This is a genomic window from Selenomonas sp. AB3002, assembly GCF_000702545.1.
Classification (GTDB): Bacteria; Bacillota; Negativicutes; order Selenomonadales; family Selenomonadaceae; genus Selenomonas_B; species Selenomonas_B ruminantium_A.
Map to the genome: position 1 here is coordinate 186671 of NZ_JNIO01000002.1, position 16132 is coordinate 202802.

At 49.4% G+C, this 16132-nt stretch carries 20 protein-coding genes; 3 read left to right on the forward strand and 17 right to left on the reverse strand.

The window, feature by feature from the left end:
- Positions 1–27: 27 nt before the first annotated feature.
- From P159_RS0101170 to P159_RS0101195, 5 genes are all read right to left on the reverse strand, one after another.
- Positions 28–1187 (reverse strand): IS3 family transposase gene (locus P159_RS0101170; protein WP_318253476.1). Its coding sequence is split into 2 segments (ribosomal slippage): positions 28–932 and positions 932–1187, totalling 1161 coding nucleotides; the frame shifts between segments, so codons are not numbered across the junction.
- 30 nt (positions 1188–1217) lie between these two features.
- Entirely contained in the window at positions 1218–1667 is a 450-nt protein-coding gene (locus P159_RS0101180) for a site-specific DNA-methyltransferase (protein ID WP_029540649.1), read from the reverse strand.
- Between the two features lie 129 nt (positions 1668–1796).
- Positions 1797–2681, reverse strand: coding sequence for a hypothetical protein (locus P159_RS0101185; RefSeq protein WP_029540650.1), 885 nt, complete (start codon positions 2679–2681; stop codon positions 1797–1799).
- Between the two features lie 116 nt (positions 2682–2797).
- On the reverse strand, positions 2798–3052 hold the full coding sequence (locus tag P159_RS0101190) for a P-loop NTPase fold protein (protein WP_029540651.1): 255 nt from the start codon (positions 3050–3052) through the stop codon (positions 2798–2800).
- Positions 3053–3203: 151 nt separating this feature from the next.
- Positions 3204–3974 (reverse strand): hypothetical protein, encoded by a 771-nt coding sequence (locus P159_RS0101195; protein ID WP_029540652.1) that lies wholly within the window; start codon positions 3972–3974, stop codon positions 3204–3206.
- A 189-nt stretch (positions 3975–4163) separates the two neighbouring features.
- Between P159_RS0101195 and P159_RS18995 the strand changes: the two genes are divergently transcribed.
- Together P159_RS18995 and P159_RS18200 are read left to right on the forward strand one after the other, a co-directional pair.
- Positions 4164–4403 (forward strand): hypothetical protein, encoded by a 240-nt coding sequence (locus tag P159_RS18995; RefSeq protein WP_051650031.1) that lies wholly within the window; start codon positions 4164–4166, stop codon positions 4401–4403.
- On the forward strand, positions 4369–5550 hold the full coding sequence (locus P159_RS18200; RefSeq protein ID WP_051650032.1) for a transposase: 1182 nt from the start codon (positions 4369–4371) through the stop codon (positions 5548–5550). The genes P159_RS18995 and P159_RS18200 overlap by 35 nt, the downstream gene beginning before the upstream one ends.
- 233 nt (positions 5551–5783) lie before the next feature.
- Here P159_RS18200 and P159_RS0101205 read toward each other — a convergent pair whose 3' ends face one another.
- From P159_RS0101205 to P159_RS0101215, 3 genes are all read right to left on the reverse strand, one after another.
- Positions 5784–6020, reverse strand: a complete 237-nt coding sequence (locus P159_RS0101205; protein WP_029540653.1) for a DUF2442 domain-containing protein — start codon at positions 6018–6020, stop codon at positions 5784–5786.
- A gap of 15 nt (positions 6021–6035) precedes the next feature.
- Complete coding sequence (locus P159_RS0101210) at positions 6036–6302, reverse strand: DUF4160 domain-containing protein (RefSeq protein WP_029540654.1); 267 nt, start codon at positions 6300–6302, stop codon at positions 6036–6038.
- Positions 6303–6387: 85 nt separating this feature from the next.
- Positions 6388–7149 (reverse strand): DeoR/GlpR family DNA-binding transcription regulator, encoded by a 762-nt coding sequence (locus P159_RS0101215; protein ID WP_029540655.1) that lies wholly within the window; start codon positions 7147–7149, stop codon positions 6388–6390.
- Positions 7150–7386: 237 nt separating this feature from the next.
- Here P159_RS0101215 and P159_RS0101220 point away from each other — a divergent pair, with 237 nt between their 5' ends.
- A complete protein-coding gene (locus tag P159_RS0101220; RefSeq protein ID WP_029540656.1) occupies positions 7387–7770 on the forward strand; it encodes a hypothetical protein in 384 nt (127 codons plus the stop codon).
- A 73-nt stretch (positions 7771–7843) separates the two neighbouring features.
- On the opposite strand, the gene P159_RS0101225 is transcribed toward P159_RS0101220, so the two are convergent.
- The 9 genes from P159_RS0101225 to P159_RS0101265 form a co-directional block, all read right to left on the reverse strand.
- A complete protein-coding gene (locus tag P159_RS0101225; protein WP_029540658.1) occupies positions 7844–8233 on the reverse strand; it encodes a biotin/lipoyl-containing protein in 390 nt (129 codons plus the stop codon).
- 24 nt (positions 8234–8257) lie between these two features.
- A complete protein-coding gene (locus tag P159_RS20430; protein ID WP_029540659.1) occupies positions 8258–8398 on the reverse strand; it encodes a hypothetical protein in 141 nt (46 codons plus the stop codon).
- 48 nt (positions 8399–8446) lie between these two features.
- Complete coding sequence (locus P159_RS0101235; protein ID WP_029540660.1) at positions 8447–9976, reverse strand: carboxyl transferase domain-containing protein; 1530 nt, start codon at positions 9974–9976, stop codon at positions 8447–8449.
- Positions 9977–10092: 116 nt separating this feature from the next.
- Positions 10093–10506, reverse strand: a complete 414-nt coding sequence (mce, locus tag P159_RS0101240; protein ID WP_029540661.1) for a methylmalonyl-CoA epimerase — start codon at positions 10504–10506, stop codon at positions 10093–10095.
- A 30-nt stretch (positions 10507–10536) separates the two neighbouring features.
- Complete coding sequence (gene meaB, locus P159_RS0101245) at positions 10537–11469, reverse strand: methylmalonyl Co-A mutase-associated GTPase MeaB (protein ID WP_029540662.1); 933 nt, start codon at positions 11467–11469, stop codon at positions 10537–10539.
- A gap of 148 nt (positions 11470–11617) precedes the next feature.
- Positions 11618–12013, reverse strand: coding sequence for a cobalamin B12-binding domain-containing protein (locus P159_RS0101250; RefSeq protein WP_029540664.1), 396 nt, complete (start codon positions 12011–12013; stop codon positions 11618–11620).
- Positions 12014–12042: 29 nt separating this feature from the next.
- The gene (locus tag P159_RS0101255) at positions 12043–13689 is read right to left on the reverse strand and encodes a methylmalonyl-CoA mutase family protein (RefSeq protein WP_029540665.1); all 1647 of its coding nucleotides are present in this window, start codon (positions 13687–13689) and stop codon (positions 12043–12045) included.
- 84 nt (positions 13690–13773) lie between these two features.
- Positions 13774–15273, reverse strand: a complete 1500-nt coding sequence (locus P159_RS0101260; RefSeq protein ID WP_029540666.1) for an acetyl-CoA hydrolase/transferase family protein — start codon at positions 15271–15273, stop codon at positions 13774–13776.
- A 172-nt stretch (positions 15274–15445) separates the two neighbouring features.
- A complete protein-coding gene (locus P159_RS0101265; protein ID WP_029540668.1) occupies positions 15446–16099 on the reverse strand; it encodes a redox-sensing transcriptional repressor Rex in 654 nt (217 codons plus the stop codon).
- Positions 16100–16132: the final 33 nt, after the last annotated feature.

Below are 16132 nucleotides of genomic sequence, written 5' to 3' on the forward strand. Positions count from 1 at the left end.
TCCGCAGTTTTGGCCATCTTCACCAATTTAGGCAGCAATTTTTTCAACGGGCATTCGCTCCATGTAGTATTCTTCCGGAGTCTGGTAATCGTTGCTGGAATGTATTCGCTGGCGGTTGTAGAAAATCCAAATATACTCAAATACAGCCGCCTTAGCTTCAGCGCGAGTGCGGAAATGCTTCTCGTTCAGCCATTCCTGTTTTAATGTACCCCAGAAGCTTTCCATGGGAGCGTTATCCCAACAGTTGCCTTTCCGGCTCATGCTCATCGTAAAACCATTCTGCTTTGCCATTTGGCAGTAGTCTTTGGAACAATACTGGCTTCCACGGTCAGAATGGAGGATGCAGCCGTTTACATCGCTGGTATGATTTATGGCATCCTGTAAAGCTGACATAACTAGCTGTTTGGTCATACGGCTGTCCATGGCCACTCCTACCATTTTACGGCCGCATAAATCCATCACCCCAGCTAGATAAAGCCAGCCTTCGTCTGTAGGGATATAGGTTATATCACTGACCATCTTTTCCCCAGGATGTTCCGCAGAAAAATTGCGGTTGAGAACATTTTCGGCAACAGGCATATCATGGTCTGAATATGTTGTAGCCTTATATTTACGACGTGCCTTGCCATGTATGCCGTTTGCCTTCATGATACGTTCTACACGCTTGTGGTTGACCTTAATCCCCTTTTTACGTAGCTTTCTGAAAATGCGCACGGAACCATAGGTCTTATTGGATTTTTCGTGAATTTGCTTAATGATACGTAAAAGCTCATCATTGCTTTTGTCACGTGGGCTTGGCTTGCGGGAAAGCCAAGCGTAAAAACCGCTTCTGGATACATTAGCCCATCGCACCATCTTTGCAATCGGATATTTGCCGCGGTTAGCTTCGATGTAGTAATATCGGATCACTTCAGGTTCTTGGCAAAGAAGGCGCTCGCTTTTTTTAGGAATTCATTCTCCTGTTCAAGGTCTTTAATACGCCGCTGTAGCCTTCTTAGCTCGGCATCCTCATCACGGAGCTTGCCACTGCCGACAAAGGGCTGCTCCGGATGTTTTATGTATCTTGCCTTCCAAGTGTATAGGGAACTTACGTTGACTCCTATCTCTCGGGCTACCTGGCTGGCCGGAACACCGCTCAAGACTCTTTTTACGGCTTCTTCCTTAAATTCATTACTGTATCTGTTCAATCGTATCACCTCATGAATGTATTGTACCATTCATTTCGGGTGTCCAGCAAAGCGGGTATGGGGCAAAGTTATGGTCGTAATGAAATTATTCCTGCCAAATATCTCATCACAAATGACTTTGAGATACTGCCCCTCATTATCATCTACGGTAATCCATATACTTCCATCCTCAGTTAAAAATTCTCTAAGCAATTCCAGACGAGGATATATCGTTGACAACCATATAGAATGTTCCATATTATCATCATAATGTTCAAACGCCGACTTGGTATTATATGGTGGATCTATGAAAACACACCTAACTAAACCTTTATAATAAGGCAACAATGACTTTAAGGCAGATAAGTTATCCCCTTGAATAAGCATATTATCCCCATCAGCACCATAACTTAGGCTACGGTCTTCAGTAAGCAGCCGATACGGCAAACGTCCCGCCGCCTTTACCGCCTCTTCCTTTCCATTCCATATTAGTTCCGGCATCTATGCTAAACCTCCTAATACCATAATAAGGTACTATCCATACACCAATCATAAATTATCTATAATTCATATTCTCATAAAAGGCAACTAATACTGTAATCATGAACACCACTTAATAAATACGAAATTCTATCCAAATATACTTTTAAATCCCTCTACTATAGCAGGACAAGAAGCAAGCAAATTCCCTCCTGCACCTTCCATAACGTTTCTTATTGAGCCTAGTAGTTCATAAACAATACCAAATTTAGGTCTAGGATATTTTAACTGTTGTTCTATTGTCGTTATATCCGCATTTATCTCTGCTCTATCAGATTTATTCTCTACCTGCGGTAGCACTTTTTTTATTTCTGAAATTAAATCTTTTACCATTTTTGTTCTATCATAACCAGAATTGATGTTCATACAGGCATCCTGGCCCTGCTGAAGGTATGAATGCTCAACATGCCCGATATAGTTGTTTATGGTTATATTTCCAGCTGTCTGTCGCTCTTTTTCATTAAATACCATATCATCACCCAGGACACCTTTTCTCTCTAAATCCAACACCCATTTTAATATATTGTTTCTCACACTATCTATTATTCCTGTAAAACTATGTTTACCAAAAATCAACTTAGGCACCATACCATAATTATTTTTCGAAAAGTATCTTTGCACATCCACTGAAAAATCTCGCGATAACACACCGTCACTTGACGCAAAACCCTCTATTTCTGAAATCTTTTCACGTATTGCAACATTATTAAATGAATCATATTGTTTTTGATTTTCCCACAAGACATCACACCAACCATGATAGGGATTATAATATTTCGCTTCTCCTGCTATAAATCTATATTTAGGAATCATGCTTGAATCAACATCTTTATATCCGTTCAATTCATTATTGATCCATTCTTCAAACTCTTGAACATCTAATTTTATAGCTACAGCCAAAGCTGTACGCAATAAATCAGTTATAGATATATTGTTATTTAGTGCTTTTTGTTCTAAATATATTATCAAGCTCATTTTACATAACTCCAAAGATTCATCATGATAAACAATACATCTTCATCAAAAATCATATTTGTACTGCAAAGTAAATTCTACTAATGATATAGTAACATTTTTATCCTTTTATTATACTACAAAACATATAGATTAAACAAACTTTTAAGGCGTGTTTCAAAAACGTCAAGAAATATATATTTCTTCTCCTTATCCTGCTCCTTTAGGCTTTGTCCTATCATCTTTACCATAGAGGATTTTCCCGATCCCCAGCTGCCGGAAACACCAATGGATATGGGATTGTTCCCAGATTCGATAATCATATCCGCTACTATCTGCGATATTACGGAAAAATGCAAGTAATCAGTTTGAGTTTCAACATCATTCCACATAATCGTAATTTCCTTTTCAAAAAATGATCTAGAGCGACGAAGGCGAAAAATGCCCTCTGCTAACTGTTTAGCTGCACCAGTTCGTGGCAATTAGAATAGTCTGGTGGAAGTCCTGTATTATAGAGTTTATTGATGGTTAGTCTGTATATAACTAAATTTGTAAGCATGTATCTCCAAGATGAATAAACACAAACTTCACTTTCATTTCATCCCACTTGAACCTTTGGTTGCAATAATTATCTATCGCAGTAATATAACTATCCATTAACGAAACAGATAAACAAACTCTCTTCAATTCATCGTTAAGTATACGAGCTATCCTTGGACTCTCGGACGTAATCTGTTTGTTTGAACTTAAATAGGTATGAGTTTCTAACTGCTTTTGTAAATTATAATATTCAGTTTCATTGATAGCAAGCCTTAATCTGATTCCAGCCAGTAAGATTGGCTGCATCTTCGACAATGACTCTATACGGAACCTTCCATGTTCAATCATCAAAGAATCATTGCCATGCTCGAATGTTGCATAGTCTGTCAGTTGCAATGCGTTCATTTCACACTGAATCATCCTTATACTCTCATCAAACAAGTTAGCAGGAACTTGCCATTCACAATGTTTTAGGTAATCTTCTATGTTTATTCTCATTTGCATAAGTGCCTGATATAAATAAACACTTTGATAAAAAAGATATTCCTCTGTATTTGTCTTTACGCTCAGGTATTTTTGGACTTCGCAAAAGACAACTACAAGCATACTCGCAAATACGCCACCAAACAGTGTAATAAGAAAATTATTGGGTATCCACATAGAATCGATTGATATAAAATGCCCTTCAAGATTTACTGAAACAACATAGGTAAGCACCAAGAAAACTAAAGATGCCCTACTGCAATACTTTATTACCTTTATGCTTTCACGCATCAGTCCATCCTCCCAAGTATAATTATGTAAATTAGAAAACTCAAAGCCGACTATTTGCCTGCCTCGAGACTTGGCACATTATTCAATGTGCCCCCACCATTTGTAGCAAAAGCTGTTGCGAATGAGTAGCCCCCCATCTCAGTTTGATGTTTCAAATGTACAATAGTACTTGGAAAGAAGGTGAACATCATGCTGAGATTGCCTAAAGACGGCTCCCACGCTGCTTATAAGCAGCTCCTCTCCCAACGCATTCACAACAGCCACCTCAAGCGCTTCGACAAGAAGAAGCGCAAGCTGGCAGCCAGGCTCCTGGCTCTTGATCTTTCACCGATTGACGAAATCATGCGCCCCTTTCTACTCAGAGGAAGGTCGTCCTGCATGAATCCCTTCCTCGATGCTGCGTTCCTACTTGCTTTCCATCTGCCTTAAGTCTACTTCCCTTGTTGACTGGGCCGAGCGTCTGCGGTCCGATGAGTCTCTGGCCATACTTTCAGGCTTTTCCCCCGACCATACACCGTCCTTCGCCTCTTTTTATGACTTCTTCCACCGCTTATGGCCAGGCTGCAACAATTTCTTGCCTCACCTGCGCTATCGCAGGAAGAAATCGCCTAAAGGTAAAGGCAATGGTGAAAAGTCTCCGTCCTTCGACAAAGATCATGCTGCCACCATCATCAAATATTTCGATGGGCATGGTGCCGGAGGCATCCTCAAGAGCAATCTTTCCATCATCGGTAAAATCTTCAGCCGTATCTTCTTGGCCGGCTCAGTGCACAAAGGTCTTCTGAATACCAAGAAGTTGGTTCTGGCTGGTGACAGCACTCCCGTTGTGGTCTCAAACCGTGAGCGCAGCCACTCGACCTGTGACTGCCATAAGCAGGGCATCGACAAGTGCTGCCGCAAGCGCTGGTTCTCCCAGCCCGATGCCAATTGGGGCTGGGATTCGTCCAGAAATTTCTTCTACTACGGCTATAACCTCTATCTCTTCACAGATGCCAACTCCGGACTGCCTGTCTTCCCTGTCCTGGAGCGTGCTTCCCGCCATGACCTTCCTGCCATGCTGCACGGACTGGCCTGCATCAAGGCGTTTTTCTCTGACTGGAATATTTCCGCTTTGATCCTTGATTCTGCACACGATGCAGCCGCCGTGTACAAGATGTGCAGCAAAAGCGGCATAACGCCCTTCATAGACTTGAACCCTCGCGGTACGAAATCTGCTGAGGACAAGGGATATACCGTTGGAGATGACGGTGTGCCAATCTGCCTTCTGGGACTTCCCATGAAGTCCAATGGCACTGACAAGAAGCGGCACAGAGCCAAATATATTTGCCCGAAGACAAAATACGCAGAAAGGCTTTGCCTGTGCGACAATCGCTGCACAAAATCCACTTATGGACATGTTGTAAATATAAACCTCAAGGATGACCCACGGCTTTTCTGCGACCCTCCACAAGGTTCGCCTCAATGGAAGCAAGCCTACAACAAGCGCACATCTGCTGAACGGGCCAACAAACGCATAAAGATTGACGGACTGCTGGAAGAAGGGCGCCATCGCTCATCCATGATGTGGTATATTTGATTATTCGCCATACTGTCCGTCATTCACATAGATGATTGGCATGAGCGCAAATGTGAGAGTGCATGAACCCTGAAAAAAATTCAATTTTTCAGGGCTGGGTATCCTGCGCCAATTTTTCCATACACTTTCAAGCTACGGTATTCCAACCTTGTATAAGGGCATTTCACATCACCTCAATACCGATGATTGCCAATTCTCATTTAGATTGCCGAGGTTTTCTAATTCACATAATATTACTCATAGCTATACAAATACAGTTCATCCGGGCATATATCTTGCCCATCTGGCCAGATAACAGTATAACCGTCCGTCTTTACCGCTTTAAAATATGCAATATTTCTCAATTGACCATACCAATCACCCTTGATGTATGGCTTGACATCAAACTTTTTTTCTTCACCATTATCAAACTTAACATAAATAATATAATCATCACTTGGCGTAACAGAAATCGCTGTTGGTCGAAGCATATCTATCTCTCCTTTTTATCTTAAAGGATCAATTTTAAAGTATCCCTCACCGGCAGAAAGCATTCTCCAATTCGCTGCAAGTTCGTCTTCATGGATTGCCATCCATCCCTCCAACATCTTCAATTGTTTTTTAGGAAACTCTCCCTCTAATATTTCTCCATCTAAAGCAATGACAATCTCAAAATCACCATAAAGAGCATGTATATGCGCTTTGTGATGTTTCCCTCCAAGTTCACATTGCATTCTAACAATTATTCCAAAAAACATTGACAAAGCAGGCATTATCTATCCATCTCCCTATGAGCAAGAACAAAAATATCTCTTTGCCTAAAGTTTAGCACAAAAAAATGAAATTTTCTATATAATTTCAAACCAGAATAACCTCTGTGCCTCCCTCTTTCAGCTCCTGCACCAGGCTGGGCTCGGCGCCGCTGTCGGTGACCACGGCTTCAATCTCCGGGAGCCTGGCCACAATCTCAAAGAAGTCGCCGCCAAGCTTGGCATGGTCTGCTGCCACAATCACATGGCGGGACTGGCGGATAAGCACCCGCTTGGTCTCCGCATCTGCATAGTCCGGCACAGTGAGGCCATGCTGGGCGTCAATGCCGTTGGCTCCCAGAAAAAGGTAATCTATGCGGAAGCGCTGGATAAAATCCGTGGTCAACAGGCCATTGAAGCCGCGAATATCCTCGTTGAACTCCCCGGGCACCATGATGAGCCTGATTCCCTTGGCAGTACTCAGGACCTGGGCTGTATCCAGGGAATTGGTCAGCACGGTGATGTTCTTCTTGCCCCGCAATGCCTCGGCAATGCGCTCAGCCGTGGAACCGCAGTCGATAAAAACCGCATTGCCTTCACTGACCATGGCAGCACACCTTTCAGCTATGCGCTGTTTTTCCAAGGGCAGCTGTGTCTGACGGAACTTCAGGCTGTAGATGACAGCCGTGCCGTGATTCAGGGCAGCTCCCCCGCGGATTAAGGTCACCAGTCCCTGGCTGGCCATGAATTCAAAATCCCGCCGGATAGTCATGGCAGATACATTCAGTTCCCGGCACAGATCTGCCGTGTAGCCTGTATGATTAGCTTCCAGATATTTGAGTATTTCTTCCCGCCTTGCAGACGCCTTCATGAAAGGCAGCCTCCCTTCTGACATATACGCCAGATTTTGTTATTTTTTATTGTTATTTTAACATATTTAACCTATAAAAATTAACAAAACTGCTCATTTTATCTTTAAAAGTAACAAAAACTGGTATTTTCAGCTTGTAACAGCACATAGACCTTGCTACAATACAGTCAAGAAAACGACATCATCCGGATGCAGAAACTGAAAACAATCAATCGTTATACCGAAAGGAAGATTACCATGAAAACCATCCTTGTTTCCAACAGTTCTCTTGCAGCTGTCCTGAAAGAAGCCCTGGCAGAATACACCTGCCGTCCCACCTGCGAAGCCTTCTGCTTCAAGCATCCTGCCCACATGGAAACAGCAGAGAAATTGGCAGCTTATCTGAAGACCTGTGAGGAACAGAATCCCAATGAAACATATCTTGTCCTCGCCGACACCTTCGACTCTACTGCCTGCATCGAGACAGTACTTCTTCTTGAACAGCTTGGCCTCAAAGACCGTGCTGTCGTCTACACCGGCGCCAGCCTCCCCATGCTGCTGCAGCTCTATGACGAAGACGAGCTGGCAGAGGATATGGATGCCTGGAGAAAACTCCAGCCCCTCCTGCGCCATGCAGCATAAATATTACTATTTCCTTATATACGCAAAAATCCCTCACCCGCAGGTGAGGGATAAATTTTTGTCTGTATGACAATTAGCCCAGGATAACCAGGGAATCATGCACCTTGACGCTCTGGCCAGCGGTGACGTTGAAGGTCTTGACCACGCCGTCAGCATCAGCTGCAATCTCGTTCTGCATCTTCATGGCCTCAAGGATGAGGAGCACGTCGCCAGCCTTCACAGCCTGACCCTCGGAAGCAACCAGCTTCACGATCTTGCCGGGCATGGGAGCATCGATGGAGTGCTCGCCAGCGCCTGCAGCCACAGCAGCCTTAGCAGGAGCTGCGGGAGCAGCCGGAGCCGGTGCAGGAGCTGCCTTAGGAGCCGGTGCAGCAGCCTTGGGAGCAGCGGCAGCCTGGCTCTTTACTTCCTCAACCTCAACCTCATAAGCGGTGCCATTGACGGTAATATTGAACTTTTTCATGCTTATTCCTCCAAACTTATCTCTTTACTTGCGGTTAGTGCGGGCAGACATAATCCAGGCATTACTGGGCTTGATGCGGACAGCGCGGACTTTGCCGCCGCCCATCATCTGCACGGCGGCTGAAATAGCTGCCACCACTTCCGGGCTGATTTCTTTGGAACTCATGGTATTTACCTCCCTGAATGAACGGGACAGGACCTCTCCTCAGTTATCTTAGAGAGGAATATTGCCGTGCTTCTTGGCAGGGCCGGACTCGCGCTTGCTGGCGAGAGCGTTGAGGGCCGTGATGACATAGGGACGAGTCTCGGAAGGCTCGATGACCTGGTCTACATAGCCGCGCTCTGCTGCCACGTACGGAGTAGCGAAGTTCTCCACATACTCTGCGGTCTTGGCTTCTTTGTCCGGATCCTTGCGGAAGATGATGTTGGCTGCGCCTGCAGGGCCCATGACCGCAATCTCGGAAGTAGGCCATGCCATGACCTGGTCAGCTCCCAGCTCGCGGCAGCACATGGCGATGTAGGAGCCGCCATAAGCCTTGCGGGTGATGACCGTGACCTTGGGCACAGTAGCCTCGCTGTAAGCGTAGAGCATCTTGGCGCCGTGGCGGATGATGCCGTTGTACTCCTGGTCTACGCCCGGCAGGAAGCCCGGCACGTCAACCAGGTTCACCAGCGGGAGATTGAAGGCATCGCAGAAGCGGATGAAGCGTGCTGCCTTGTCGGAAGCATCCACATCCAGGCAGCCAGCCATGACATTGGGCTGGTTGGCAATGATGCCTACGCTGCGGCCATCAAAGCGGGCGAAGCAGGTGATGATGTTGGTGGCGAAATGCTGATGCACTTCGTAGAACTCGCCGTTATCCACAATGCCGCGGATGACGTCCTTCATATCGTAAGGAGCATTCGGATTGTCAGGCACTACGCTGTTCAGAGCTTCGTCCTGACGGTCCGGATCATCGCCAGTATCAACAATAGGAGCATCCTCCATGTTGTTGCTGGGGAGGAAGGAAAGGAGGTAACGGATCTGCTCGATGCAGTCGTCCTCGTTCTCAGCGGCGAAGTGAGCCACACCGCTGCGGCTGTTGTGGGTCATGGCGCCGCCCAGGGCTTCTGCCGTGACTTCCTCTGCGGTGACGGACTTGATGACCGCCGGGCCGGTGATGAACATCTGGCTGGTGTTCTTCACCATGTAGATGAAGTCCGTGATAGCCGGGCTGTATACAGCACCGCCTGCGCAGGGTCCCATGATGACGGAAATCTGGGGGATCACGCCGGAAGCTGCGGTGTTGCGGAAGAAGATGCCGCCGTAACCGGACAGAGCGTCAACAGCCTCCTGAATGCGGGCGCCGCCGGAATCGTTGATGCCGATGCAGGGAGCCCCCATCTTCATGGCCAGGTCCATGACCTTCCAGATCTTATGGGCGTGCTTCTCACCAAGAGAGCCGCCCTCTACGGTGAAGTCCTGAGCGAAGGCATAGACCAGACGCCCATCCACCGTGCCGTAACCGGTAACAACGCCCTCACCCGGCAGGTCCTTCTTGTCCTGGCCGAAGTTGGTGCAGCGATGCTTCATAAACATATCAAGCTCTACGAAAGAGTCAGGGTCGAAAAGCTTCTCAATGCGCTCCCGGGCAGTGTACTTGCCCTTGGCATGCTGCTTCTCGATGCGGGCAGCGCCGCCGCCCTGCATGATGTGCTCTTTCTTAGCTTTCATCAAATCAATTTTCTCTTGAACTGTAGCCATTATATCCCTCCTAGAGAATATCACGCTTCTCTTATTTTGCACTATCCGGCACAAAATTGCAAGCTTATTTATGACTAGGTATCAAATAACTGTGGCTTAGGAAGCCATAGGCTGCATCAATCGTGCTGGCAGAGTTCCAAGAGAATGCCGGAGGATTTCGGATGGATGAAGGCGATCATAGCGCCGCCTGCGCCCTTGCGGGGTTTCTCATCGATGAGGCGCACGCCCTTCTCCTTGAGGTCAGCCAGAGCCTGCTCAAGGTTGTCCACGCGGATAGCCACATGCTGGATGCCGCAGCGGCCGCCGTTCTTCTCAAGGTACTTGGCAATGGGGCTGTCCTCGGAGGTAGCCTCCAGCAGCTCGAACTCAGCACCGTTGGGAGTGGGGAAGAAACCAGTGGTGACCTTCTGTTCCTCCACCGTCTCGTCCTTGGTATGGGGCAGGCCCAGGATATCGCTCCAGAAAGTGCCGGCCTCAGCCAGGTTCGGAACAGCAACACCAATATGATCTACGCCAAGAATCTTAAACATAGTAATCCTCCTAACTAAAATACATCTATATCACTTGAGCATCTCGCTCATGATATCTGAAACAAGGCTGTAGGGATCTGTCTCCCTCTTCTTCAGGCTTTCCACAAAGCCATCCATTCGGCCTTCCGTGTGCTCCTTGATGCGCTTCTCAATGCCAGCGCTCAAAATATCCAGCAGCTCGTCTTTGGCCCGCTTGGTCCGGCGGCGATTCAGTTCGCCATTGCCTTCGATGTAAGCCCGATGCTTTGCCACATCTGCCAGCAAGAGGTCAATGCCCTCATTGCGGCTTGCCACCACCTTGGAAATGGGAGGCCGCCAGTCAGTCATGAGGCTGTCCAGGTCAAGCATCATGTTGATTTCCTTGACCAATTTGTCCGCCCCGTCCAAATCGGATTTGTTGACGGTGAAGAGGTCGCCGATTTCCAAAATGCCTGCCTTGATGGCCTGGATGTCATCACCCATGCCGGGAATGAGGACTACCACAGTGGTGTCCGCCGCTTTCACGATGTCCACCTCAGACTGGCCCACCCCCACGGTCTCCACGATGATGATGTCCTTGCCAAAGGCATCCAGGGCCTTCACCGCATCAGCGGTCTTATGGGAAAGGCCGCCCAGGCTGCCACGGGTGCCCATGCTGCGGATGAAGACCCCTTCGTCCAGGGTCAGGGAATTCATGCGGATGCGGTCCCCCAGGATGGCGCCCCCCGTAAAGGGGCTGGTGGGGTCAACAGCTATGATGCCCACGGTCTTGCCCTGGTCACGGTAAGCCTTGGCAATCTTTTCCGTCATGGTGCTCTTGCCGGCTCCCGGAGGGCCGGTGATGCCCAGAACGTAGGCATGTCCCGTATGGGGATAAAGCTCACGCATGATTTCGGTAGCTTCGTCGTATTCATTCTCTATAGCCGTAATGGCTCTGGAAAGTGCCAGGCGGTTCCCCGCCAAAAGTTCTTTGGCTATATCCAAATCATGCACCTCCTTCGCTGTATCAGTAATAAGCATGCTAACGCAAGTGAAGCGTTGGCATAATGCCAGTCGCAAGCGCCCCAGCATTGCAAAAGGGATGACGGCAGCAGAACCGCTGCTGTCATCCCTCGCATGTTATCTTAGCTTCTTACAGCTTCACATTGTTCTTGATGAACTCCACCACATCGGCAGTGTTGGTGCCCGGGGTGAAGACCTCTGCTACGCCAGCTTCCTTGAGAGCGGGAATGTCGCCCTCAGGGATAACGCCGCCGCCGATGATGAGGGCATCAGTGAGGCCCTTCTCACGGACCAGCTCCACCACCTTCGGGAAGAGGTGCGGATGAGCACCGGAAAGGATGCTCATGGCCACCACGTTTACGTCCTCCTGCAGAGCTGCTTCAGCAATCTGCTCCGGGGTCTGCCTGAGGCCCGTATAGATGACCTCGAAACCAGCATCACGCAGGGCGCGGGCAATGACCTTTGCACCGCGGTCATGGCCATCAAGGCCCGGTTTAGCAACTAATACTCTGATCTTCTTTTCCATCTTCGTTACCTCCGTATCCTACAGAACCATTACAGGCTGATATGTGCTTCGTACTCGCCAAAGACTTCGCGCATCACGTTGCAGATCTCGCCGAGAGTTGCATAAGTCTTGACGGCGGCCAGGATATGAGGCATAAGGTTCTCATTCTCGTCCTGGCAAGCCTTCTTCAAGTCAGCTAGAGCATTCTTGACGGCCTCGTTATCACGCTTAGCCTTCATGTCATGCAGCTTCTTGACCTGCTTCTCGCCTACGGAAGCATCTACCCGCAGGAGGTTCTTGGGAGGCTCTTCCTCAATCTGGAACTTGTTCACGCCTACGATGGTGCGGGCACCGGACTCAACGTCCATCTGCCACTTGTAAGCGCTGTCCTGGATTTCCTTCTGGATATAGCCCTTCTCGATAGCTGCCACAGCACCGCCCATGTCGTCAATCTTCTGGATGTACTCCATGGCTTCCTTCTCGATGCGGTCAGTCATGGCCTCTACATAGTAGGAACCGGCCAGCGGGTCGATGACATCTGCCAGGCCGCTCTCATAAGCCACAATCTGCTGGGTGCGCAGGGCGATCATTACGGACTCCTCAGTGGGCAGGGCCAGAGCCTCATCACGGGAGTTGGTGTGGAGGGACTGGGTGCCGCCCATAACAGCTGCTGCCGTCTGGAGGGCCACGCGGATGATGTTGTTGTTAGGCTGCTGAGCCGTCAGCATGGAGCCTGCAGTCTGGGTATGGAAACGGAGCATCATGGACTTGGGGCTCTTAGCGTGGAAACGCTCCTTCATGATCTTGGCCCAGATGCGGCGGGAAGCGCGGAACTTGGCGACTTCCTCCAGCACATTGTTGTGGGCGTTCCAGAAGAAGGAGAGACGGCCTGCGAAGGCATCTACGTCCAGGCCAGCCTTGATGGCAGCCTCGACGTAAGCGATACCGTCAGCAATGGTGAAGGCGATTTCCTGGGAAGCAGTTGAGCCTGCCTCGCGGATATGGTAACCGGAGATGGAGATGGTGTTCCACTTCGGCACATTCTGAGAGCAATACTCAAAGATGTTGGTAATCAGGCGCATGGAAGGACGCGGCGGGAAGATGTAAGTGCCGCGGGCTGCATACTCCTTCAGGATATCATTCTGGATGGTACCCTTGAGCTGATCCGGAGCAACACCCTGCTTCTCAGCCACGGCGATATACATAGCCAGCAGCACGGAGGCAGGAGCATTGATGGTCATGGAGGTGGAAACCTTGCCCAGGTCAATCTGGTCAAAGAGCACTTCCATATCTGCCAGGGAGTCGATAGCCACGCCGACCTTGCCGACCTCACCCTCGGAAATCGGATCATCGGAGTCATAACCGATCTGGGTGGGCAGGTCAAAGGCGCAGGACAGGCCCGTAGCACCGGACTCGATCAGATAGCGATAGCGCTTGTTGGACTCCTCAGCAGTGGAGAAGCCTGCATACATGCGCATGGTCCAGAAACGGCCGCGATACATAGTGGGCTGCACGCCGCGGGTGTAGGGATAGACGCCGGGGAAGCTGATTTCCTCTGCATAGTCATCCCCCTTGATGTCAAGGGGAGTGTAGAGGCGCTGCTCCGGCAGGTGGTCACGCTCAGGGAAACGGGCAATGGCCTTCTCGACACTCGCTTTGTACTTGGCGAGCTCTTCCTGGATCTTTTCGTTGCTCATAGTGAATCCTCCCTATTAAGTTTCATTCAGTGGATTTGGCTGCTTTGAATGCCAGCCTCTATTTTAAGTTACGGGGTATCCTCGTTATTTCATGCAGCCCGTCTCAAGGAACTTCTCATGGAAAGAAAGAGCTTCCTCAAGGATATGGGGCGTATGTGCATGGTGGCACTTCTCCGTGGCCCTGTTGTAGTAGTCAAGGAGAATCGGGCGATAATCCGGATGTGCACAATTGTTGATGATTTCCAAAGCCCTCTCGCGGGGAGCCTTGCCGCGCAGGTCTGCAATGCCCTGCTCGGTGATGATGATGTCCACATCATGCTCCGTATGGTCGATATGGGAGCACATGGGCACCACAGAAGAAATCTTGCCATCCTTTGCCACAGACGGGGTGTAGAAGATGGTGAGGTAAGCGTTGCGGGCGAAGTCGCCGCTGCCGCCGATGCCGTTCATCATCTTGGTACCGGTGATGTGGGTGGAGTTCACATTGCCGTAGATATCCACCTCGATGGCGGTGTTCATGGCAATGACTCCCAGGCGATGCACAACCTCGGGAGAGTTGGAAATCTCCTCAGGACGCAGCAGCAGATACTTCTTGTACTTGGCCACATCCTTATAGAAACGGGCCATGCCCTCCGGAGACGGAGAGAAGGCCGTGCCGGAAGCAAAGTTCAGTTTGCCTGCATCGATGAGGTCCAGCATGCCGTCCTGGATGACCTCGGTGTAAACCGTCAGATCCTTCAGGTCAGAATCCACGAAACCTGCGATAACGGCATTAGCCACGTTGCCCACGCCGCTCTGGAGGGGCAGCAGGTTCTCAGGCATGCGGCCTGCAGCAATCTCCTTCTTGAGGAAGTCCAGGGTGAAAGCACTCATCTTCTTGGAATTCTCGTCAATGGGAGAAAGCGGACGAGTGTGGTCAGCAATGTCGCAGGGGACAATGTAGAGAATCTTGTCCGGGGTGCAGGGGATGTAGTTGGTGCCTACCCTGTCATCTGCCTTAACAATGGGAATTGGCAGACGATTGGGCGGGTCAAGGGGCACATACACATCGTGCATGCCCTCCAGCTCCAGAGGCTGGGTGGTGTTGATTTCCACGATGACCTTGTCAGCGCTCTGCACATAGGAAGCAGCGTTGCCCAGGGAGGTGGTGGGGATGAGATTGCCCTCTTCGGTGATGGCGCAGGCCTCCACCAAAGCCACATCTACTTTGCCCAAGTAGCCGCAACGGCTCAGCTGGGCGCTTTCAGAAAGATGAAGGTCGAGGTAATCCACCGAGCCATCATTGATTTCCTTCCTCAGCATAGTGTCCGTCTGATAGGGCAGACGCTTTTTGATGCCGTGTACCTGAGCCAGCACATCGTCCAGTTCCGGGCCGGTAGAAGCGCCAGTCCAGATGTTCACAGTGAACGGTTCTTTCTTCATGCGCTCTGCCAGGGCCATGGGCACTGCCTTGGGATAAGCCGAAGCAGTGAAGCCGCTGCATGCCACATTCATGCCCGGCTTGAAGAAAGCGGCGGCCTCTTCAGCCGTGACGATCTTCTCCTGCAGGGCCTTGTTGCGTACACGATCGAGAATATCAATCATTGAAAATCCTCCCCTTATCGGTGGCTATAACATCAAGTTATAAATATGATGAATCATAATTATAGATTATCATACCACCCAATACAAATTATGCTCCATGACTTAGGATAGCACGAAAAAAAAACGCCGTCAAGCCTTGACTTGACGGCGTTTATGGATTTTGTGACATTCTTCACGTTGATAACTTTGAGCGTGTAAGATAGTAGGACAAACTGCTGAGACCAATGGACAGATCCTCATTGACCAGAGGCACGCTTTCAGGCACATGCATCTTGATGGGAGCAAAGTTCCAGATGCCCTGGATCCCCGCCTCCACCAGCTCATCCGCCACTCCCTGGGCGAAGGCCGCAGGCACGGCGATGATGCCAATCTGGATATTCCTTTCCCGGACGATCTGCCTGAGATTCTTGCTGTCTTCCACCTTCACATGGTTCACCACTGTACCGATGACATGGGGATCCTGGTCGAAGAGGGCCACCAGATTGAAGCCCAGGGCCACGAAGTTCTGATAGTTGGCCAGAGCCACCCCCAGATGCCCTATGCCTACCACCGCGATGTTCAGATGATGGTCAAGGCCCAGGATGTGGCCCACATTGCGCTTGAGCTCATTGACATAGTAGCCTACGCCCTTCTTGCCGAACTGGCCGAAGGAAGCAAGGTCCTTCCTGATCTGCTCCGGAGTGATGCCCAGGCGTTTGCCCAGCTCATCTGAGGAGATGATGTCCAGACCCTCGTCCTGCACCAGCCGCAGGGTGCGGAAGTACAGGGGCAGCCTGTCGATGGTGGCCCGGGAGATGCCCGGCACCTTAGTCTTTTCCTTCTTCATGACTGTCCTCGCCTTCCTTTCTGTCCTCAGGCT